General features: G+C 62.3%; 16 protein-coding genes. 9 read left to right on the forward strand and 7 right to left on the reverse strand.

The annotated features are described in order from the left end of the window. The first annotated feature begins 121 nt into the window (after positions 1–121). Complete coding sequence (locus tag QOS90_RS26130; protein ID WP_027595344.1) at positions 122–2,221, forward strand: putative bifunctional diguanylate cyclase/phosphodiesterase; 2,100 nt, start codon at positions 122–124, stop codon at positions 2,219–2,221. Positions 2,222–2,358: 137 nt separating this feature from the next. Here QOS90_RS26130 and QOS90_RS26135 read toward each other — a convergent pair whose 3' ends face one another. Then, positions 2,359–3,183, reverse strand: coding sequence for an aldo/keto reductase (locus tag QOS90_RS26135; protein WP_085274319.1), 825 nt, complete (start codon positions 3,181–3,183; stop codon positions 2,359–2,361). 247 nt (positions 3,184–3,430) lie between these two features. Here QOS90_RS26135 and QOS90_RS26140 point away from each other — a divergent pair, with 247 nt between their 5' ends. After that, a complete protein-coding gene (locus QOS90_RS26140) occupies positions 3,431–4,309 on the forward strand; it encodes a DMT family transporter (RefSeq protein ID WP_027595346.1) in 879 nt (292 codons plus the stop codon). Positions 4,310–4,321: 12 nt separating this feature from the next. Here the strand turns inward: QOS90_RS26140 and QOS90_RS26145 are convergent, their stop codons facing one another. Further along, positions 4,322–5,227 carry a LysR family transcriptional regulator gene (locus tag QOS90_RS26145; protein ID WP_085274320.1) on the reverse strand — a complete coding sequence of 302 codons (906 nt, stop codon included), beginning with the start codon at positions 5,225–5,227 and terminating at the stop codon, positions 4,322–4,324. A gap of 451 nt (positions 5,228–5,678) precedes the next feature. On the opposite strand from QOS90_RS26145, the gene katG reads away from it, so the two are divergent. From katG to QOS90_RS26160, 3 genes are all read left to right on the forward strand, one after another. Then, the gene (katG, locus tag QOS90_RS26150) at positions 5,679–7,937 is read left to right on the forward strand and encodes a catalase/peroxidase HPI (protein ID WP_085274321.1); all 2,259 of its coding nucleotides are present in this window, start codon (positions 5,679–5,681) and stop codon (positions 7,935–7,937) included. Positions 7,938–8,182: 245 nt separating this feature from the next. Next, positions 8,183–9,394 (forward strand): creatinase, encoded by a 1,212-nt coding sequence (gene creA / locus QOS90_RS26155; RefSeq protein ID WP_085274322.1) that lies wholly within the window; start codon positions 8,183–8,185, stop codon positions 9,392–9,394. A 122-nt stretch (positions 9,395–9,516) separates the two neighbouring features. Beyond that, on the forward strand, positions 9,517–10,851 hold the full coding sequence (locus QOS90_RS26160; RefSeq protein WP_085274323.1) for an MFS transporter: 1,335 nt from the start codon (positions 9,517–9,519) through the stop codon (positions 10,849–10,851). Positions 10,852–10,972: 121 nt separating this feature from the next. Here QOS90_RS26160 and cahR read toward each other — a convergent pair whose 3' ends face one another. After that, entirely contained in the window at positions 10,973–11,965 is a 993-nt protein-coding gene (gene cahR / locus QOS90_RS26165; RefSeq protein WP_085274324.1) for a transcriptional regulator CahA, read from the reverse strand. A gap of 158 nt (positions 11,966–12,123) precedes the next feature. Here cahR and pssA point away from each other — a divergent pair, with 158 nt between their 5' ends. The 3 genes from pssA (at position 12,124) to QOS90_RS26180 (ending at position 15,860) form a co-directional block, all read left to right on the forward strand. Next, positions 12,124–13,452, forward strand: a complete 1,329-nt coding sequence (pssA, locus tag QOS90_RS26170) for a CDP-diacylglycerol--serine O-phosphatidyltransferase (protein WP_085274325.1) — start codon at positions 12,124–12,126, stop codon at positions 13,450–13,452. Positions 13,453–13,725: 273 nt separating this feature from the next. Next, complete coding sequence (locus QOS90_RS26175; protein WP_085274326.1) at positions 13,726–14,505, forward strand: RHS repeat-associated core domain-containing protein; 780 nt, start codon at positions 13,726–13,728, stop codon at positions 14,503–14,505. Between the two features lie 194 nt (positions 14,506–14,699). Next, complete coding sequence (locus tag QOS90_RS26180) at positions 14,700–15,860, forward strand: GGDEF domain-containing protein (protein ID WP_085274327.1); 1,161 nt, start codon at positions 14,700–14,702, stop codon at positions 15,858–15,860. A gap of 346 nt (positions 15,861–16,206) precedes the next feature. Here the strand turns inward: QOS90_RS26180 and ppnN are convergent, their stop codons facing one another. Then, positions 16,207–17,580 carry a nucleotide 5'-monophosphate nucleosidase PpnN gene (gene ppnN, locus QOS90_RS26185; RefSeq protein WP_085274328.1) on the reverse strand — a complete coding sequence of 458 codons (1,374 nt, stop codon included), beginning with the start codon at positions 17,578–17,580 and terminating at the stop codon, positions 16,207–16,209. A 50-nt stretch (positions 17,581–17,630) separates the two neighbouring features. After that, the gene (locus QOS90_RS26190) at positions 17,631–18,692 is read right to left on the reverse strand and encodes a YeiH family protein (RefSeq protein ID WP_027595355.1); all 1,062 of its coding nucleotides are present in this window, start codon (positions 18,690–18,692) and stop codon (positions 17,631–17,633) included. Positions 18,693–18,805: 113 nt separating this feature from the next. On the opposite strand from QOS90_RS26190, the gene QOS90_RS26195 reads away from it, so the two are divergent. Further along, entirely contained in the window at positions 18,806–19,693 is an 888-nt protein-coding gene (locus tag QOS90_RS26195) for a LysR family transcriptional regulator (protein ID WP_085274329.1), read from the forward strand. 209 nt (positions 19,694–19,902) lie between these two features. On the opposite strand, the gene pncB is transcribed toward QOS90_RS26195, so the two are convergent. Next, a complete protein-coding gene (gene pncB / locus QOS90_RS26200) occupies positions 19,903–21,102 on the reverse strand; it encodes a nicotinate phosphoribosyltransferase (RefSeq protein ID WP_085274330.1) in 1,200 nt (399 codons plus the stop codon). Beyond that, positions 21,099–21,749, reverse strand: a complete 651-nt coding sequence (locus tag QOS90_RS26205) for an isochorismatase family protein (protein ID WP_085274331.1) — start codon at positions 21,747–21,749, stop codon at positions 21,099–21,101. Before QOS90_RS26205 ends, pncB begins: the two co-directional genes overlap by 4 nt. Positions 21,750–21,815 lie beyond the last annotated feature (66 nt).

Genomic DNA, 21,815 nt, shown 5'->3' on the forward strand with positions numbered 1-21,815 from the left:
AAATTTTGTGAACCACTTCACAAAATCCGAGTGACCGGCATAATGCCATCACCTCTGTACAAGACCCGGTCGCGTAGCGCCGGGGTCCTTTTCGTGCCCGTCGAAGGTTCAGGTTAATTTCATGTCGCTAGTCGCAAGCCCCGACATCATGTATCGGCTGTTGATCCAGAGCGTGGTGGACTATGCCATCTACCTGCTCACCCCCGAAGGCATTGTTGCCAACTGGAACCCCGGCGCCCAGCGGGCCAAGGGGTACCTTGCCGACGAGATCGTCGGCCAGCATTACTCGTTGTTCTACAGCGAGGCCGAGCGGGCTGCCGGGCTGCCCGCGCACAACCTTGAACAGGCGCGTTGCACGGGGCGCTTCGAAGAGGTGGGTGTGCGGCTGCGCAAGGATGGCTCGGCCTTCCATGCGCATGTGGTGATCGACGCGGTGCATGACGATGACGGCCGCCTGGTGGGGTTCGCCAAGGTCACCCGCGACATCTCCGAACGCCACCAGCAGGAGCTGGAGCTGCTCAAAGCCAAGGAACTGGCCGAACAGTACAGCCAAGAGATGGCCAAGCTGTCGCAGTTTCTCGACTCGGTCATTGCCAACATCCCGGCCAGTGTCATGGTCCAGGACCTGGAGAGCCAGCGCATCCTGCTGGCCAACCAGCAGGCCGAACGCCTGTTTGGTGTGCCGGGTTCGAGCATGATTGGGCAACTGCCTGCCCAAAGCCTGGCGCCGGCTGCAGCCGATTACCTGGAGCAACAGCTCGCTCGCGGGGCACGCAGCACCAAGGGCTATGCCGCCGAAACCCGGGTCGACACCCAGTGCGGGCCACGCACCCTGCGCAGCCGTACGCTGCTCAGCCAGCACCGCGAGGGCCAGGCCGACTATGTGCTGTTCGTGGCCGAAGATGCCACTGAAGAGTTGGCGGCCCACGCGCAAATCCACCATATGGCGCACCACGATGCCCTCACCGGGCTGCCCAACCGCACGCTGTTCCATGAGCGTTTGCGCCAAGCCTTGGTGCGTGGTGATGAGAACGCCAAGCTGACCGCTGCCCTGTGCCTGGACCTGGACAATTTCAAGAACATCAACGATTCGTTAGGTCACGCGTTCGGCGACAAGCTGCTGCGTGAGCTAGGCAAGCGCTTGCGCCGCGAACTGCGCGAGCACGACACGTTGGCCCGCCTGGGCGGTGACGAGTTTGCCATCGTGCTCACGGGGCTGGATGGCCGTGATGCCGCGTGCAATACCGCGCAGCGCCTGATCAATGCCATCTGCCCGCCGTTTCAGATCGAGGGGCATCAGTTCACGGTGGGTGTGAGTATCGGCGTGGCGATCGCCCCGGATGACAACGACCAGGCCGAGCAACTGCTGGGCTATGCCGACATGGCGTTGTACGAAGCCAAGCGCAATGGCCGCAACCGGTACGAGTGCTTCAATGTCGAGCTGGATGTCGCCGCCCGCCAACGCCGCCTGGTCGAAACCGACCTGCGTACGGCGCTGCACCTTGGTCAACTGCAGTTGCACTACCAGCCGGTGGTCGACCAGCAGACCAGCAGTGTGACGGGGTATGAGGCGTTGTTGCGCTGGGAGCACCCGACCCGCGGCATGGTCATGCCCATGGACTTCATCCCCATCGCCGAAGAGACCGGGCTGATTCACGAGCTCGGCATCCGCGCGCTGAACCTGGCGTGCCAGGAGGCGGCCAGCTGGGACAGCGAACAGACAGTGTCGGTCAACCTGTCCCCGGTACAGTTCAAGAATGCCAACCTGGTCCACACCGTGGCTTTGGCCCTGGCAGATTCGGGCTTGCCGGCGCGGCGCCTGGAGCTGGAGATCACCGAGTCGGTGTTGTTGGGCAACAGTGAGGAGAACGTGCGCACCTTGCGGGCGCTGAAAGACCTGGGTGTGTCGATTTCGCTGGACGACTTCGGTACCGGGTATTCGTCGCTGGGGTATTTGCGTTCGTTCCCGTTCGACCGGATCAAGATCGACAAGTCGTTCGTGCATGACATGTGCGACAGCCGCGAAGCCATGTCAATCATCCGCGCCATTACCGACCTGTCCAACAGCCTGATGATCAAGACCACGGCCGAGGGTGTGGAGTCGGAGGAGCAGATGCGGCGCCTGGCGGCAGAGGGGTGCTCGCATTTCCAGGGCTACCTGTATGGGCGGCCTGTGCCGGCGAGTGAGCGGTTGAAGCAGGTGGCGTTGCTGTGGGGCTAGGTGATGCCCGGCGGCCCCGCGCGATCCCTGTAGGAGCAGCCTTGTGCTGCGAAGAGGCCGGTGATAACACAGTGAATCTTTAGTGCTATCACCGGCCTCTTCGCAGCACAAGGCTGCTCCTACACAGGGGGCCAGTATCAGCTATTCCAGTCAGGCGCAAAGTCGGGGCTGACCACGCGCTGATCTTTCGGCAAACCCGCAATCAATGCCCGGTCTTCATCATCCAGCTGCACGTCAAGCGCTGCCAAATTCGCCAACTGGTTCTCGCGGCTGCTGGCCTTGGGGATCACGGCGACGCCGTCCTGGTCGAGCAACCACTTCAGTGCCACCTGGCTCGGCAGGACGCCATGCTTGCGGGCAATCGCCTGGATCACCTCTTGTTGCGCCGCCTGCCCGCGTGCCAGCGGGGTGTAGGCCGTGAGCAGCAAGTCGTGGCGGCGCGCATAGTCGAGCAACGGCTGCTGGTTGAGCAGCACGTGGTACTCCACCTGAATGGCCGACAACGGCGCGCCCAGCGTCTCGACCACTTGGCGCAGCAGGCCAAGCGGGAAGTTGGCGACACCAATGCTGCGCGCCTTGCCTTCGTCACGCAGGGCTACCAGGGTCTCGATGCTGCGGGCCAGGTCCCAGTCCTTGCCCGGCCAGTGGATGTGGAACAGGTCGACCTGCTCGGTGCCCAGCACGCGCAGGCTGTCTTCCAGCGACTGACGCATGGCTTTGGGGTCCAGGCGGTCCCACCAGACCTTGGTGGTCAGGTGGATCTGCTCGCGTGGCACGTCGCTCTCGCGCAGGGCTTGGCCCACGGCCGCTTCATTGTTGTAGGCGGTGGCGGTGTCGATGTGTCGGTAACCCAGGTCCAGGGCCTGGCGCACGGCTTGGGTGCACTCGCTGCCGGTCATCGGCCAGGTGCCCAGGCCGATGCAGGGCAGGTCCAGGCCGTTAGGGGTGGTGAGCCTTCGCATGACAGTTCCTTGTAGTGGTTACAGAGTCCGTAGGGGATGGTCTTCGATCAGCCCGGCGCGGACCATGCGCGGCGGGGCGAAAGTGGTCGATCAGCGAACGGAAATTGCGTTTGGCCTCGACAAGCGCCAATTGAACTTCCTTATCCTCGTCTATCTCTTCTAGAATTCGAGCTGTTTCATCCGCCAGGCCAGCCCTGTGCGGCTTTCCCTGGGCGCAGCATCCGGCCGCGCCGCCGTCGAGAACGCCATGAGTTCCAGCACACCGCTGTCCGGAGTCAACCAACCGCTGCGTGGCATCGCCCTGGTGGTGGTGGCGACGTTCCTGTTCGCCAGCCACGATGCCCTGTCCAAGTTCCTCGGTGGCCTGTACCCGATCATCATGGTGGTGTGGGCGCGTTATGTGGTGCACACCCTGCTGATGGCCGGGATCTTCCTGCCCAAGTCTGGCCTCAATGTACTGCGCACCCGTCGCCCGTTGTTACAGACCCTGCGTGCCCTGAGCCTGCTCAGCACCAGCCTGCTGTTCACCACCGGCCTGCAATACCTGCCGCTGGCGGAGGCCACGGCGGTCAACTTCCTCGCGCCCGTGCTGGTCACGGCCTTGTCGGCACCCCTGCTCAAGGAGCGGGTGACGGTGGGGCAGTGGGTGGCGGTGGTGATGGGCTTTATCGGGGTACTGGTGGTGGTGCACCCCGGGGGTGCGATGTTCACGCCGGCGATCCTGTACCCCTTCGGCTCGGCGCTGGGCTTCTGCTTCTATCAGTTGCTGACGCGGATTCTGGCTGCCCATGACAGCCCCACCACCAGCAACTTCTATGCAGGGCTGTGCAACACCCTGGCGATGAGTGCACTGGTGCCGTTTTTCTGGGAGGTGCCGCGCTGGGACCACGCGCTGTTGATGCTGGCGCTGGGTGGTTTCGGCATGACGGCCCACCTGCTGCTGACCCAGGCGTTTCGCCATGCTGCACCGGCGCTGCTGGCGCCGTTCAGCTACTGCCAGATCGTGTTTGCCGGGCTGCTTGGGCTGCTGTTCTACAGCCAGGTGCCAGACAGCCTGAGCCTGGTGGGGATCTCGATCATCTGCATCAGTGGCCTGGGCGCGGCGTGGATGCAGCGGAGCAAGTGACACGGCCTGGGTTCATGGCGATGCCATGAACTGCAGGATCCGCTCACGCAACCAGCGCTCGGCCGGGTCGTTGTCCTGGGCGCCGCTCCAGACCATCGACAGTTCTGCCTCGGTGATTTCGAAGGGCGCTGGGTCGGCGCGCAAGCAGCCGTCATCGGCCAGGGCGCAGGCGGCGTAGTCCGGTACTGTGGCGATCAGTTCGGTGTTGCGCAGCAGCGCGCGCAGGCTGCCGAACTGCGGCACGGCCAGCACCACCTTGCGGCATCGGCCGATGCGCGCCAGGTCCAGGTCGATGTTGCCGCTCATGTCGCCAGAAAACGACACCATCACATGCGGGCGGGCGCAGTACTCGTCGAGGGTCAGTGGCCCCGGTCGATCGTCGGCGCGCAGCACGCGCACGCCAATATCGCGCAACTTGCGGCGCTTGGCGTTGGCCGGCAGGTCGGTGGTGTAGCTCACGCCCACCGAAATCTCGCCGCTGGAGAGCAGGCCTGGCATCAACAGGAAGTTGGCCCGCCGCACCACCACGCTGATTTCGGGTGCCTCTTCGCGCAAGGCCTGAAGCAGGGCAGGGAGCAGGCCGAACTCGGCGTCGTCCGAAAGCCCGAGGCGGAATACGTTGCAGCTGTTGGCGGGGTCGAACGCCCGCGCACGGCTGATGGCGGAAGAAATCACATCCATGGCCGGCCCCAGCTCGGTGAAAATCTGCATCGCCCGTGGCGTGGGCTCCATGGCCCGACCGTTGCGGATCAGCAGCGGGTCGTCGAACAGCTCGCGCAGGCGGGCGAGGGCGGCGCTGACGGTGGACTGGGTGATGAACAGTTTTTCGCCGACGCGGGTCAGGTTGCGTTCGATCATCAGGGCTTCGAACAGCACCAGCAGGTTCATGTCGACGCGGCGCAGGTCGTTGCGGTTCATGGGGCTTGGCTCACGGGGGCTGAGGGGATTGGCGGTGTATTGAAGCACGGCGCAGGCCCGATTGCCTTGTATGGATGTGCGGGCCTCTTCGCGGGGCAGTCCAGGTTTGGCACGGGCCTTGACTCAACCTGTGGGAGCGGGCTTGCCCCGCGAAGAGGCCGGCACGGCAGAACGCTGACAGAGCCAGCCTATTACCCCGTAATACTCGCTCTATTAGAAGTCTGCCCAAGCTCGGCTAGTCTTTCCCCTGGCCCTGTGAATTCCGCGGCCGGGGCGCGCCTGAGCACCTGTGTTCAAGACCGTAGCGCCCCGCCGTGACAGCTTCGCAAGCCCCGTGTCGGCAAGACACCGACCAGACCTGATGAGGGGTAGGCACGAGCCCAAGCGCTCGGCTGATAGAACACCTGGCATAGACCGGAAATCTGGATAACCGACCCAAAGGTACCCACAGATGTCGAACGAATCGAAATGCCCGTTCCATCAAACCGCAGGTGGCGGCACCACCAACCGTGACTGGTGGCCTGACCAGCTCAACCTGAGAATCCTTCACCAACATACCGCCAAATCCGATCCGATGGACCCGGATTTCGACTACGCCAACGCCTTCAAGAGCCTCGATTTCCAGGCCCTGAAGCAAGACCTGACGGCCCTGATGACCGACTCCCAGGACTGGTGGCCCGCCGACTTCGGCCACTACGGCCCGCTGTTCATCCGTATGGCCTGGCACAGCGCCGGGACCTACCGCATTGGCGATGGCCGCGGTGGCGCCGGTTCCGGTCAGCAGCGGTTCGCCCCGCTCAACAGCTGGCCGGATAACGTCAGCCTGGACAAGGCCCGGCGCCTGCTGTGGCCGATCAAGCAGAAGTACGGCAACAAGATTTCCTGGGCCGACCTGATCGTCCTCACCGGCAACGTCGCGCTGGAGTCCATGGGCTTCAAGACCTTTGGTTTCTCTGGCGGGCGTGCCGATGTGTGGGAGCCGGATGAAGATGTGTACTGGGGCTCGGAAAAGGTCTGGCTGGGCGGCGATACCCGCTACGGCAAGGAGCAGGTCAAGGCACAGGAACCCGGCCAGGGTGACCTGGTGGCCGAACCCGCCAAGCACGGTGAAGAACAGAGCCGCAACCTGCAGGCCGAGCGCAACCTGGAAAACCCGCTGGCCGCCGTGCAGATGGGCCTGATCTACGTCAACCCGGAGGGTCCGGAAGGCAACCCTGACCCGGTCGCTTCGGGCAAAGACATCCGCGAAACTTTCGGCCGCATGGCCATGAACGATGAAGAGACCGTGGCGCTGATCGCCGGTGGCCATGCGTTCGGCAAGACCCATGGCGCAGGCCCCGCCGACAATGTGGGGGCCGAGCCCGAGGCTGCGGGCCTGGAGATGCAGGGCCTGGGTTGGGCCAACAAATTCGGCTCCGGTAAAGGCCCCGACACCATCACCAGCGGCCTGGAAGTGACCTGGACCTCAACCCCGACCAAATGGAGCAACGAGTACCTCAACAACCTGTTCAACTTCGAGTGGGAGCTGACCAAGAGCCCGGCCGGTGCGCACCAGTGGCGGCCGAAGGAAGGCAAAGGCGCAGGCACCGTGCCGGATGCCCATGACCCCAGCAAAACCCATGCGCCGTCCATGCTCACCTCCGACCTGGCGCTGCGCTTTGACCCGATCTACGAGCCGATTGCCCGCCGCTTCAAGGACAACCCCGACCAATTGGCGGATGCCTTTGCCCGTGCCTGGTACAAGCTGATCCACCGCGACATGGGCCCGCTGGCGCGCTATCTCGGGCCAGAAATGCCCAACGAGGAATTGCTGTGGCAAGACCCGCTGCCTAAAGCCGAACCGGTACCGTTGGGCGAGCAGGATGTCGCAGCGCTCAAGGCCAAGATTCTGGCTTCAGGCTTGAGCGTGGGCGAGTTGGTATCGACCGCTTGGGCCTCAGCCTCGACCTTCCGTGGGTCCGACAAGCGCGGTGGAGCCAATGGCGCACGCTTGCGCCTGGCACCGCAGAAAGACTGGGCTGCGAACCAGGGCGTAGGCAAGGTCTTGGCAGCGCTGGAGAAGATCCAGGGCGAGTTCAACAACGGTGGCAAGAAGGTCTCCCTGGCCGACCTGATCGTGCTGGCAGGTACCGCCGCCGTCGAGAAGGCCGCCAAGGATGCGGGTTACAGTGGCAGCGTCGGCTTCCGCCCCGGCCGCGTCGATGCGTCCCAAGAGCAGACCGATGTTGAGTCGTTCGCCGTGCTGGAACCGTTGGCCGATGGCTTCCGCAACTTCACCAAGGACCGCTACAGCGTCAAAGCCGAGAAGCTGCTGTTGGACAAGGCCCAACTGCTGACCCTGACGGCGCCCGAGCTGACCGCGCTGATCGGCGGCCTGCGCGTGCTGGGTGCCAACCATGGCGGCAGCAAGGACGGGGTGTTCACCGACAAGCCGGGTACGTTGAGCAACGACTTCTTCCGCAACCTGCTGGACATGGGCGTGGAATGGACGCCGACGTCAGCCGACAACGAGCGCTTTGAAGGCCGGGACCGCAAGACCGGGCAGGTTAAATGGACGGGCAGCCGTGTTGACCTGGTGTTCGGTTCGCATGCCCAGTTGCGGGCGTTGAGCGAGGTGTATGGCAGCAGCGATGGCAAGGACAGGTTTGTGAAGGCCTTCGTTGCAGCTTGGGTAAAAGTCATGGAGCTGGACCGCTTTGATCTGAAATAAAGCGTGCCTGAAACCTCACCACCCGTGTAGGAGCAGCCTTGTGCTGCGAAGAGGCCGGTACAGATAGCCGCAATTCGGGCTGCCTGTACCGGCCTCTTCGCAGCACAAGGCTGCTCCTACACGTCGGTGGCCATCCCGCCAATTCCAGGTCGGATAGATACAAAAGTGTCCTCGTTCGTTCTGTTGCAATGCTTCTCAGGCGGCCGGCCTGAAACAGCGTGCTCACAACGACAAGGAACCCGACCATGCACATGCCAAAAACCCTGAAGATCCGCAACGGCGACAAGGTCAAAGCGACCTTCTCCGCTCAGGAATACGCAGCCCGCCACGCCCGTCTGCGGGCCTACATGGCCGAGCAGGACATCGAAGCGGCGATCTTCACCTCGTACCACAACGTCAATTACTACAGTGATTTCCTCTACTGCTCGTTTGGCCGCCCCTATGCACTGGTGGTGACCCAGGACAAGGTCGTCTCGATCAGTGCCAACATCGATGGCGGCCAGCCTTGGCGGCGCACGGTCGGCACCGACAACATCGTCTACACCGACTGGCAACGCGACAACTTCTTCGTCGCCATTCAACAAGCGCTGCCGCTGGCCTCACGCATCGGCGTGGAATACGACCACCTCAACCTGCAAAACCACGCCAAGCTCGCCGCCTGCTACCCCAAGGCCGAGTTGCTGGACATCGGCGCCCCGTGCATGCGCATGCGCATGATCAAGTCCGCAGAAGAGCAGGCGTTGATCCGGCACGGCGCGCGGGTGGCCGATATCGGCGGCGCGGCAGTGGTCGAGGCCCTGCGTGAGCATGTGCCCGAGTACGAAGTGGCGCTGCACGCCACCCAGGCGATGGTTCGCGAGATCGCCACGTCTTTCCCCGACGGCGAGCTGATGGACACCTGGACCTGGTTCCAGTCCGGGCTCAACACCGACGGCGCGCATAACCCGGTCACCAGCCGCACGGTGGGCAAGGGCGAGATCCTCAGCCTCAATTGCTTCCCGATGATCGCCGGCTATTACACCGCCCTTGAGCGCACCTTGTTCCTCGACCATTGCCCGGATGATCACCTGCGCCTGTGGCAGGCCAACGTCGAGGTGCATGAGGCTGGGCTGAAACTCGTGCGCCCGGGCATGCGCTGCAGTGACATTGCCCGTGAGCTGAACGAGATCTTCCTGCGTCACGACCTGCTGCAGTACCGCACGTTCGGCTATGGCCATTCGTTTGGGACGTTGAGCCACTACTACGGTCGCGAGGCGGGGCTTGAGCTGCGCGAAGACATCGACACCGTGCTGGAGCCGGGCATGGTGGTGTCGATCGAGCCAATGATCATGCTGCCCGAAGGGCGGCCGGGTGCAGGCGGCTACCGCGAGCACGATATCCTCATCGTCAACGACAGCGGCGCCGAAAACATTACCAAGTTCCCGTACGGGCCGGAGCACAACATCATCCGCAAATGATGCTCAGTGCCGGCCCCTGTAGGAGCGGGTTTACCCGCGAAGAGGCCGGCACCAACAACAATAAAATCACTGTATGACCACCAGACCCTGCCTCCAATTAGAAGAACCAGAGGGTACCCGTCATGTCCAGCACCACCCTGAACGCTCCCACCCTCGGCGGCGCCGTGCACAGCGCCGAACGCCAGGCCCTGCGCAAGGCCGCGCGCGCCAGTTTCATGGGCAACTTCGTCGAATGGTTCGACTACGCCGCCTACGGCTACCTCGCCACCATCATTGCCGCCACGTTTTTCCCGCAAACCGACAAAACTACCGGCCTGCTGGCGACCTTCGCGGTGTTCGCCCTGTCGTTTCTCGTTCGCCCGCTGGGCGGCGTGGTCTGGGGCCACTTTGGTGATCGCCATGGGCGACGCAACGCGCTGTCGTTGTCGATCCTGATCATGTCGATCTCGACCTTCTGCATCGGGCTGCTGCCTGGCTATGCGCAGATCGGCCTATGGGCACCGTGCCTGTTGCTGCTGATACGCCTGGTGCAGGGTTTTTCGGCGTCGGGCGAATACGCGGGGGCATCGGCCTTCCTGGCCGAATACGCGCCCCAGGGCCGGCGTGGCCTGTACACCAGTATCGTGCCGGCCAGCACGGCAGCGGGGTTGCTGTTCGGTGCGGCGTTTGTGGCGGTGCTGCATGAGCTACTCAGCACCGAGGACCTGCACAGCTGGGGCTGGCGCCTGCCGTTCCTGCTGGCTGCACCGTTCGGGCTGGTGGGCCGTTACATCCGCATGAGCCTGCAGGACACTCCCAAGTTTCTGGAGATGGAGCAGCGTCTCGAGAACAAGGCCTGCATGACCCCGGCACCGATTCGCGAGTTGCTGACCCAGCATCGTCGCAGCCTCGGCATCGGTATCGGCGTGACGTGCCTGAATGCGGTGGCGTTCTACCTGCTGCTCAGCTATATGCCGACGTACCTGTCTACTGAGCTGGGCATGACCGAGCGAGATGCCTTCATTGCCTCGACGGTTTCATTGGCCACTTACATCGGCCTGATTTTCCTGATGGGGCGGCTGTCTGATCAGTTTGGCCGCAAGACCATGCTGGTGATCGCCTCGCTGCTGTTTTTGGGGCTCACCGTGCCCTTGTTCACGTTGCTCGATGGGCAACCGCTGCTGGTGATTCTGGCCATCCAGATTCTGTTTGGCGCGATGCTGGCGATGAACGATGGGACCTTGCCGTGCCTGTTGGCGGAGATCTTCCCGACGCGGGTGCGCTTCAGTGGTTTCGCCCTGAGCTTCAACGTGGCCAATGCCTTGTTTGGCGGGACGGCGCCGTTCATTGCCACCTGGCTGATACAGGCGACCGGCAGCAAGCTGGCGCCGGCGGGGTACCTGTTGGCCGCAGCACTGGTGGCGCTGGTGGCGATGCTGATGTGCCGGGAGACGGCGCATGCGGCCCTGAAGGATTGATTCGATCTGTGCCGGCCTCTTCGCGGGCAAGCCCGCTCCCGCCGGTCCCCCACCGCGCTCAAGGTGAGTGGAAATCCTGTGGGAGCGGGCTTGCCCGCGAAGAGCCCAGCACTGTCTGATGTCAGTGCAACGAAGCCTGCCGCCGCTCTCCCAGCGGCGACAGCCCAAAAAACCGGCTGTAGCTCTTGGAAAAATGCGCCGGCGAGCTGAACCCACACGCCAGCGCCACCTCACGCACCTGCACATCGCTACGCAACAACAGCTCCCGCGCCCGCGACAGCCGCAGCTCCAGGTAATACTGGCTGGGCGTGCGCTGCAGGTATTTATGAAACAACCGCTCCAATTGGCGCACGGTCACTTCATTGAGGCTGGCCAGCTCCTCCAGCGCCAGTGGCTCCTCCAGGTTGGCTTCCATGATCGCCACCACCTGGCTCAACTTGGGCTGGGCGCTGCCGAGCAGGGTGCGCAGGGGCACCCGCTGGCGTTCGCGCTCGCCACGCACACGGTCGCACAGCAGCAGTTCGGCGGCCTTGGCGGCGATGTCTTGGCCGCCTTCTTCCCGGGCCACCAGTTGCAGCATCATGTCCATGGCCGCCACACCGCCCGAGCAGGTGTAGCGGTCGCGGTCTAGTTCGAACAGCTGGCCAGAAATGACGATACCGGGGAACTGCTCCTGCAACGTCTGCATGTCTTCCCAGTGGATGGTGCAGCGGTAGCCCTTGAGCAACTCGGCCTTGGCCAGCAGGTAACTGCCCGTGCAGATGCCGCCCAACGGCAGGCGTTGACGGGCCAGCTGGCGTAGCCAGTCGATCAAGGGCCGGTTGCCACGGCTGCGATCGATCGGGTTGGCCCCGACCACCAACAGGGCGTCCAGCGCCGGGGCGTTGCCGATGCTGTAGTCAGGCAACACGCGCATGCCGTTGCTGGCCGCCACCGGTTCATCGCTGGCGGCGATCAGCACGGTGCGGTACATCGGCCGGCGGGCCGCCAGGTTGGCCATGCGCAGGGTCTCCACCGCGGACGCAAGGCCGATGGTGGTGAAGTTGGGCAAGATCAGAAAACCGAAGGTCTTGGCGGGCGAAGGCGTTACGATTGCAGAAACGGGGTGGACCATTGCGATCTTCCTGTGCAAGCTGAGGCGTGATTCGTCGGGGGCAGTGAGAAAAACAGGCCTCGCATGATTCTTGTTGTTATAGGTCGTTACCCGGTCGATCTTACACCCCGGGCTGGTGGCCAGGAATGGACCTGAATGCAGACAGAAGGTGAACCTACGTGAACCCCGAATCCATGCTGGCGGCGCTGCCAGGTTTTGCCCTCGCGCCTGAGGCGATCCAGGTATTGCCCGATGCTGCGGCGTACCGTCGCTGCCTGCTCGAGCGCATCGCGACGGCGACCCGGCGTATCGTCATCGTCGCCCTGTACCTGCAGGAAGACGAGGCCGGGCAGGAAGTGCTCGATGCCTTGTACCAGGCCAAGGCCGCGCGGCCAGGCCTGGAAATCACCATTGTGGTTGACTGGTTCCGTGCCCGCCGTGGCCTGCTGGGGGGCGGGCGGCAGCCGGGTAATGCGGCCTGGTATCAGGCCCAGCGTCAATTGCGTGGGCTGGATGTGGTGATCCATGGCGTTCCGGTGCAAACCCGCGAGCTGTTTGGTGTGTTGCACTTGAAAGGCAGCATCATCGACGACTGTGTGATCTACACCGGTGCCAGCCTCAACAACGTGTACCTGCACCGTTTCGACCGCTATCGCCTGGATCGCTATCACCTGTTCCAGTCGCCTGCGCTGGCCGATGCCATGGTCGACCTGGTTAGACGTTTGCTGCACCACACCGCCACACCGCGGCTGGACTTGCCGGCACCGCCAGCGACCCGCAGCTTGCGCGGTGACATCCGGCGTTTGCGCGCGCGGCTGCGGCGCATGGTCTATGAGGTACCCGCCGGCGAAGCGGGGCAGGGCTTGCGGGTCATCCCGCTGCTTGGCGTTGGGCGGGGCAACCCGCTCAACAAAGCACTTTGCGCACTGCTGGCCGCTGCACGCACGCAGATCATCATCAGCACGCCTTATTTCAACCCGCCTCGGGTATTGATGCGCGAAATCGACCACGCCCTGGACCGTGGCGTGCGCGTGGAGCTGATCGTTGGCGATCGCACGGCCAATGACTTCTATATAGCCCCGGGTGAGCCGTTCAGTGCTAGCGGTGCGTTGCCCTACTTGTACGAGGACAACCTGCGCGCCTTTGCCCGCCGTCGCCAGGCCGCGCTTGCCAATGGCCAGCTCGAAGTGCGGATTTGGAACGACCCTGGGCACACCTTCCATGCCAAGGGGCTGTGGATCGACCAGCGTTATTCGCTGCTGACCGGTAACAACCTCAACCCGCGCGGGTTCAACCTGGACCTTGAGAATGGCTTGCTTATCGATGACGCGCAGGGGCAGTGGATCGTGTCGCGCGAGGTGGAGCTGGAGGGCATTCGCCGGCATGCGCCGAAGATCAGCTCGGCTGAAGAACTGGGTGTCAAGGCCGAGCACCCCAAGGAAGTGCGCAAGTTCCTGCGGCGATTGCGTTACAGCCGCCTGGAACCGTTGATCAAACGAGTCCTGTGAGTATCTGCAGCGGCATCACATCGGCCACCGCAGCGCAGCTCGGGTGGCCGCTGCTGACTTGATCGCAGAGTTCTGGTAGGAAAGCTCTCGGACGACGGGACGTCACATAAAGAGTAAAAGGCAAGTCAACAAGGATTTGACGGCTAGCCTCGCCGACGCAGCAATTAGGTTACGACGAAAGAGAATCTAGATCACCTGACAAATTTATCAGGTTCCATTCCTTCTCGGTTAGGCCACACTCATACGTCACCCCGCATCAAGCAGACCATAAGCATGAGAGAGCTATCTTCACTTTCAATATGCCACAAGACCAGTAATTATTCAGCTTATGGCTACCGATATGCCGATATTGAAATAACTGGTTTATTGGGTTTCAATGGTGAGCTTGTTTTCACTCCGAGCGGCTTCTATCATCTTGGGAATGGACATCGAATTTACAATCCTCGTTTGATGCGATTCATAAGCGCCGACGCACTGAGCCCTTTTCGACAAGGGGGTGTCAACTGTTATGCCTACTGCCTGAATGACCCTGTCAATTCACAAGACCCTAGTGGAAGATCTCGGTTCAAGCGGGCAGCCGTTCAAGTTCTAGCAGTCAACAGATTCAAGAAAAAACTGACATCTGGAAAAGGGAATGGCAGCCATTTAAATGCGCTCGTAAATAAGGAGCCCGAGAACCTGATTAATGAGATGGCGGAAGCAGGAGCACTGATGTCGGCGGGGAGCGCTTTCATTACTCTGGCATCAGATGGGCGTAGCTTGCATGATCTACCTGGACCTGGATTCAAACATAAATTCGTGTTCACTCGAGACAAGAATTTTTTCATTGGCAGCTACAGCGATGGAGATTTAAGTCATGCCAGCATCGCTAGATACGGTCAACTGGGGGGCGGCGATAGCGGCGAAGTTATTAGTGCAGGCTATATTAGTAAATCCGATGGCGTCTTTGTGTTGGATAATTATTCAGGGCACTACCAGCCACCGATAGAGCGGCTAGTTCCACCCAGGGATTACCTTGAGAGATTAGGTATGAAAATAAGACTTGCGGAGTAGGCGCTGTACGAAAAAAGCTGTCGCAAACAACGCATGGAACAAGCCAGTGATACCATGGTGGTAACAACGGGAGGGTGCTGCGCTGTGAGGGAGCTTCGAATTGATATGATCGTTTGCGTGTCCCCCTCTGAAAACCAATGGCAAACGAATACAATGAGGCGTTTTCCTCATTAACCAGATAGGCCAAACCGTCTATGGCGCTTGATCCACCCACGATGCTGACGATTACGATCGCCTTGGCAGCCGCTGCTGCTTTGTACCTGGCGATCGAATGGCGCAGCGTTCGCGAGGCTTCACTCCTGTTTTGGAGCGCGGGCTTCGCCACTATTACCGTTGGCTCCACCCTGGCCCTGTTGCGTGGCATTGGCTTGCTGTTGATCGGCATCTGGTTCGCCAACGGGTTGCTGGTGGTGGCGCATGCGTTTTTCCTGATGGGGGTGTTGCGCTTCACCCAGAACCGCCTGTCGCGCACCTGGCTGCTGATGGTGCCGGTGTGGTTCGCCTTGCTGCTGCTGCCTGCGGGGCCGGAGTGGTCGAAGGTGATGCTGATGGTCAACTCGTTGCTGGTGGCGCTGTTGACCCTCAAGGCCAGCTTTTTGTTGAAGCCCCACGGCAGGTCGCTGAGCGTGGGCGCGGTGCAATTGCGCTATGTGTTGCTGATCCATGGGTTGTTCTATGTGGCGAAGGCGATCATTGCGATCACGCCGGGCACCTTGATTGACCTGGCGACCTTTGGCGGGCTGATCATTCAGATTTCCCTGGTCGAGGGGGCGATTGCGATCATGTTGATTGCGCTGTCGATGACGGGGACGGTGCGTTATCGCCGTGAAGAACGTATCGCCCGGCTGGCGGCGCGTGATCCGTTGACGGCGCTGTACAACCGGCGGGCGCTGGAAGTGCGGGCGCCGCACTTTTTCAAAGAGGTCAGCCCGGCGCGGCCGGGGGCCTTGCTGTTGATCGATATCGACAACTTCAAGCTGGTCAACGATTTGCACGGGCACATTGCGGGGGATCGGCTGTTGATCGCCTTGAGCGAGATGATTCGTGCGGTGTTGCCGGAGCGGTCGCTGGCGGCGCGGCTTGGGGGGGATGAGTTTGTGATTCTGCTCAGTGAGGCGACGCGGGAGCGGGTGGTGGAGCTGGGTAGCCAGTTGCGTGAGCGGTTTCAGCTGTTTGCTGGGCAGACGGTGCCTACGCCGCAGGCGGTTACGTTGAGTATTGGGGCTAATGTGTTTGATCAGCCGCCGGTGAGTTTGGCGGCGTTGATTGAGCAGGGGGATGTGGCGTTGTATGAGTCGAAGCGCGGGGGGCGTGACAGTATTCGGCTGGTTGAGCGGGAGGGTTTGGTTTCTTGATCGTTGGTGTGGGTGTTGGTGTTGGTTTTGAGGGGGGGGTTGATCCAGCATTGGGGCGATGCTTAGTCACCTTTCCGCCCTTACGGCGGGTCACTTTTTGGCAAACGCCCCAAAAAGTAACCAAAAAAGGCTGCGCTCCATCATACGGCCCCTACGCTGCGCTTCGGGGTCCCCTCGCTACGGCCTTGCTCCCGGGAGGACCGCGCTGCAGGGCCCATCCTGGGCCCCAGCGCTTGACGGGCATCCTTGCCCGTCACCTCCCTTCGCAAGGCCTGCGCTCGGCCTCCTGAGTCGCTGAAGGTCAAAAGCCAGATCAAGATCAAGAGCCGGCGCTAGATCACCGTTTTCAGGTCACTACCTGGTAGCACGGCACATAGGCGGCACCACCCGGCAACTTCATGCGGTGCTGGTCGACGAATGCTTGTAACAATCGCCCCAGTGGCTCCAATACTGCGCTGTCGCCGCGGATCTGGTAGGGGCCGTGTTCTTCGATCAGGCGGATGCCTTTGTCCTTGACGTTGCCGGCAACGATGCCGGAAAACGCTCGGCGCAGGTTGGCGGCCAGTTCATGGGGCGGTAGCTCGCGGCGTAGGGCGAGTTCGGCCATGTTGGCGTGGGTCGGGTCGAACGGGTGCTGGAAGCCCTCGTCGATCTTCAGCAGCCAGTTGAAGTGGAAGGCGTCGTTGCGTTCGCGACGGAACTGTTTGACCTCCTTGAGGCCTTCGACCATGTGGCGCGCGACTTCGGCCGGGTCATCGATGATGATCTGGTAGTGGCTTTGCGCGGCTTCACCGAGGGTGGCGCCGACGAAAGCGTGCAGTTGCAGCAGGAACTGCTCGGCACTGCGGGGGCCAGTGAGCACGACCGGGAAGGGCAGGCCTTGGTTGTCCGGGTGCATGAGGATGCCGAGCAGGTAGAGGAACTCTTCGGCAGTACCGGCGCCGCCCGGGAAGATGATGATGCCGTGGCCGACACGAACGAAGGCTTCCAAGCGCTTCTCGATGTCCGGCAAGATCACCAGCTCGTTGACGATCGGGTTGGGCGCTTCGGCGGCGATGATGCCCGGCTCGGTCAGGCCCAGGTAACGGCTGCCGTGCATACGCTGCTTGGCGTGGGCGATGGTGGCGCCTTTCATCGGGCCTTTCATTACGCCAGGGCCGCAGCCGGTGCAGACGTCCAGCTTGCGCAGGCCCAGTTCGTGGCCGACCTTTTTGGTGTATTGGTATTCCTCGCTGCTGATCGAGTGGCCGCCCCAGCACACCACCATCTTCGGCTCCACGCCTGGGCGTAGGGTGCGGGCGTTGCGCAGCAGGTGGAACACGTAATCGGTGATGCCCTGGGAGCTTTCCAGGTCGATGCGCTGGCTGGCCAGCTCGCTTTCGGTATAGACGATGTCGCGCAGGGCGCTGAACAGCATTTCACGGGTGCTGGCGATCATTTCGCCATCGACGAAGGCGTCGGCGGGGGCATTCAGCAGTTCAAGGCGTACGCCCCGGTCTTGCTGGTGGATACGCACCTCGAAGTCCTTGTAGGCCTCGAGAATGGTTTTGGCATTGTCGACATGCGCGCCGGTGTTGAGGATGGCCAGCGCGCACTGGCGGAACAGGGTGTAGAGGCTACCGGTACCGACTTCGCTCAGTTGCTGGACTTCACGTTGCGACAGCGTCTCCAGGCTGCCTTTGGGGCTGACGGATGCATTTATGACATGGCGTTGGGGCATCTAAGTCTTTCCTGTGCAGGTAAAACATCCTTCTTAGACAACACCATAAGTCATGCGAAGAGCTTTTGCACACCCAGCGTAATTGCCAGCCCACCCCCCACCAGCCAAAGGTTCAGTATCGCCCCGGTCAGCAGCGCCCGTGGCCCTGCCTGGCGGATCTGGCTGAAGCGTGTCTCCATCCCTAGCGCCGTCATGGCCATGGTCAGGGCAAAGGTGTCGAGGCTATTGATCGCCTGGGTCACACTGCCAGGCAGCACCTGCAGCGAGTTCACCAGCACCAGCGCCAGGAAGCCGAAAGCGAACCAGGGCATGGCGATGCGGCCGTTGCCTTGCGCCTGGCCCGGCTGGCGCGAGCGGCTGATCCACAGGCCTACCACCAGCAGCACCGGCACCAGCAGCATCACCCGGGTCATCTTGACGATGGTGGCGATGTGCGTCGCCTCGGGGCTGACGTTGCTGGCTGCACCTACCACTTGGGCCACTTCGTGGATTGTGCCGCCCAGGAACAGGCCCGCGCCCAGGGTATCCAGGTGCAGCCATCCGGCATTGATCGCCAAGGGGTAAAGGAACATCGACAGGGTGCCGAACAGCACCACGCTGCCAACGGCCATGGCACTCTTGTGCGGGGCGCTGCGCAGCGCCGACTCGAACGCAAGTACTGCAGCGGCGCCGCAAATGGCACTGCCGGCAGCGGTGAGCAGCGCGGTGTCGCGGTCCAGCTTGAGCAGCTTCATGCCACACCAGAGCCCGATCAGCAGGGTGCTGACCACCACCAGCAGCGAAACCGTCAGGCCCGACCAGCCGACTTCGGCGATTTCCTGCAGGCTGACCCGCAGGCCGAAAAAGGCCACGGCGATGCGCAGCAGCCCGCGGGCCGAGAAGTTGATGCCCGCCGCCCAGCTCGCCGGCACGCCATCGCGCAGCGCGTTGCCGTACAGGGCACCGGCAACGATACCGACGATCAGCGGGCTGATGCCCAGGTTGGCGATGGCGGGCAAGGCTGCTAGTTGGGTGACGGCAAGCGCGAACAGCGCCACGAACAAAATGCCATTGAGCCGCCCTCGGGTAGAGAGGGTAGGCGCGTAGGCGGGGTGGGATGGAACCGTGGCCATGTGAGTCCTCCGGGAAAGGTATTTCGACAAGGCCTTACGTTAATCTGGTTATAAGCTTATAAAAAATCGTAATTTAGGATGTGAAGTATCCGTTTAGCTGATATTTTGAATTCATGACCCCAGAACAGCTGATAACATTCGCCACCGTCGCCGAGCATGGCAATATCAGCCACGCGGCCCAGGCGTTGCACCTGTCGCAGCCCGCTGTGTCCGGGCAGCTCAAGTTGCTGCAGGAGGCTTTCGGTGAGCCCCTTTACCAACGCGCAGGGCGCGGCGTGCGCCTCACGGCTGCAGGTGAGCAGTTGCTGGCCCATGCCGAGCGGCTGCGCGATACCTTCCGCCAGGCCCAGGCCCTGCGCGAGGCCATGCGCGGCCTGGAGCGCGGCACCTTGCGCATCGGCGCCAGTACCACGCCGGCCAGCTACCTGCTGCCGTACCTCATCGCCGACTTCCATGCACGCTACCCGGACGTGTCGGTGAGCACCTCCAATGGCAACACGGCTGAAATTGTCGCCGCGCTGGGCAGTGTCGATATCGCCTTGATCGAAGGGCCTCCCGGGCAGGAGTTGCCGTTGGGCACCGGGGTCACGCCGTGGCGTGAGGATGAGATCGTCGCGATCGTGCCCAGTTCTCATCCGTTGGCCGGTGACGAGGCGCAGACCTTGGAATCCTTGGGGGTCTACCCACTGGTGCTGCGCGAGAGTGGCTCAGGGGTGAGGCAAATTGTCGAGCGGGCGTTTGCCCGCAGTGGCGTGGCAATGCGCGTCGCGATGGAAATCGCCGGTGTGGAAGGGGTAAAGGAAGCGGTGCGGGCAGGTATGGGGATTGGCTTTGTGTCGGCCATGTCGATTCGCCATGAGGATGGCGTGTTGCGGCGGCTGCGCATTACGCCGCAGCCGTTGGTCAGGCGCTTTTCCATCTTGATGCCCCATGCCGCCACGCCGTCGCGGGCGGCGGCGCGGTTTATGGAGTTGTGTGTGGGTCAGCCCAAAGAGGGTTAGGCTCTGTACGAAATGTTTTGTGGGAGCGGGCTTGCCCCGCGATGGAGTGCGAAGCGCTCCTGTACCCGATATCGACTAGCGTCAAAGCCGCCGCGAATTCAGGGTTTGCTGCCGCGTTGCGGCAGATCGCGGGGCAAGCCCGCTCCCACAATGATGGATGACCAGACTTACCGTACAGATCCTAGCAAAGCTGGCCTTTCGCGGCGGTATCACCCCACCTTGAACACGTGCTTGAGATACGCCACGAAGTTCTCATCCCGGCATTGGGTCTTGCCCGGGCTGTCGGAAATCTTCGCCACCGGCGCCCCATTACACGCCGTCATCTTGATCACGATGTTCATCGGCTCCACTCCCGGGATATCGCAGGTGAGGTTGGTGCCGATGCCAAAGCTCACGTTAATCCGCTCATGCAGTGCGCGGTACAGGCCAAGCGCCTTGGCGAAATCCAGCCCATCCGAGAAGATCAGCGTCTTGCTTCGCGGGTCGATCCCCAATTTTTCATAGTGGGCAATGGCCTTTTCTGCCCATGCCAGCGGGTCGCCCGAGTCGTGGCGCAGGCCATCGAACAGCTTGGCGAAGTACAAGTCGAAATCCCCCATGAACGCGTCCATGGTGATGCAATCGGTCAACGCGATGCCCAGTAGCCCGCGGTATTCCCGTACCCAGCATTCCAGCGCAGCGGCCTGGCTGTCGACCAGGCGCGGGCCCAGTTGCTGGTGGGCCATGAACCATTCGTGGGCCATGGTGCCGATGGGCTTGAGTTCCAATTCGCGGGCCAGGTGCACGTTGCTGGTGCCAACCAGGCGGCCAGGGAAGTCGCGCTTGAGAATGTGCACGACCTGCTCCTGGACCCGGTACGAGAAGCGCCGTCGGGTGCCGAAATCGGCCAGTTGAAAGCCTGCCAGCTCATCGGCATTCGCTTCGGCCTTGAGCCAGTCAAGCTTCTGGTACAGCCGCTCGCCCACGTGTTCCATCACCACTTCCCGATAGCGGTAGCGGTTGCGCACTTCGCTGATGATTGCCAGCAGCGGGATCTCGTAGAGGATCACGTGCAGCCACGGCCCGCGCACGCGGATTGCCAGCTGCCCGGCGTCGTCCAGGCCGACCTGCACATAGCGCAGGTTGAAACGGAACAGGCTCAGAAAGCGGATGAAGTCCGGTTTGATGAACGGGATTTTTTCGAGGTAGGCCAATTGGTCGTGGGTGACGGTGACATCGGCCAGTTGCTCGACCTGGTAGCGGATTTCTGCCAAGTAAGGGGAGAGGTCCTCACCGTTACGGCAGCGGAATTCCCATTCCACCTCGGCGTTGGGGTAGTTGTGCAGCACCGCCTGCATCATGGTGATCTTGTAGAAGTCGGTGTCCAGCAGGTTCTGGATGATGCGCGGGCCGAAAACGCTGTCACTCATGGGCGGTCTTCCTTGATCAGCGAGAGTTGGTAGTCGAGCGCGGCTTCGTCGCCGCAGAGGATGACACCCTCGGCGGCCAATGCGCCGCAGGCAGCGATGGCGCCGGCCTGGGTGAGGGCGCGGCAAGCCGGCAGGTACAGCAACACCTGGAACCCGGCCCGGCGCAACTGGTGGGCGGTGGTCTTGACGCAGTAGTCCAGGGCCAGGCCGCCGACGATCACGGCGCCCACCTGCTGCACCTTGAGGTATTCGATCACCCCGGTGGAGCGGCGTTCGGCCAGGTCGTGGTAGCAGGCGCCATAGGGGTGCAGGTCGGGTTCGACGCCTTTCCACACGAAGTAGTCGTAATCGATGGGGGCGGGCAGGCCAGGCAGCAGTTCGAAGCCGGGTGTGCCTGGCACGCAGTGACTGACCCAGGTCAGGTCGGCATTGGCCAGCGGCAGCGGTTGCAGCATCTGGGCCGGGTCGGCAACCACCCAGGCTGCATTGGCCGGGTGAGCGTCCTTGCTGCCCAGGCGCAGGTCTGCACGCAGGGCCATGGCGTTGAGGTCGGCGGCGATTTCATCGCCCTCGGGCACGGGTAGTTCCTGCGGGGCGTTGGCGGTGAAGCCGTTTTGCGCGTCGACATCGAAACTGGCGATCTTCATGGTGCTCTCCTCGCTGGCATGGCCATATATTCCACCTGGTGCATTAAGTGTGTCAAGCACTAGCTA

The organism is Pseudomonas sp. LAIL14HWK12:I10 (genome assembly GCF_900184205.1).
Classification (GTDB): Bacteria; Pseudomonadota; Gammaproteobacteria; order Pseudomonadales; family Pseudomonadaceae; genus Aquipseudomonas; species Aquipseudomonas kermanshahensis.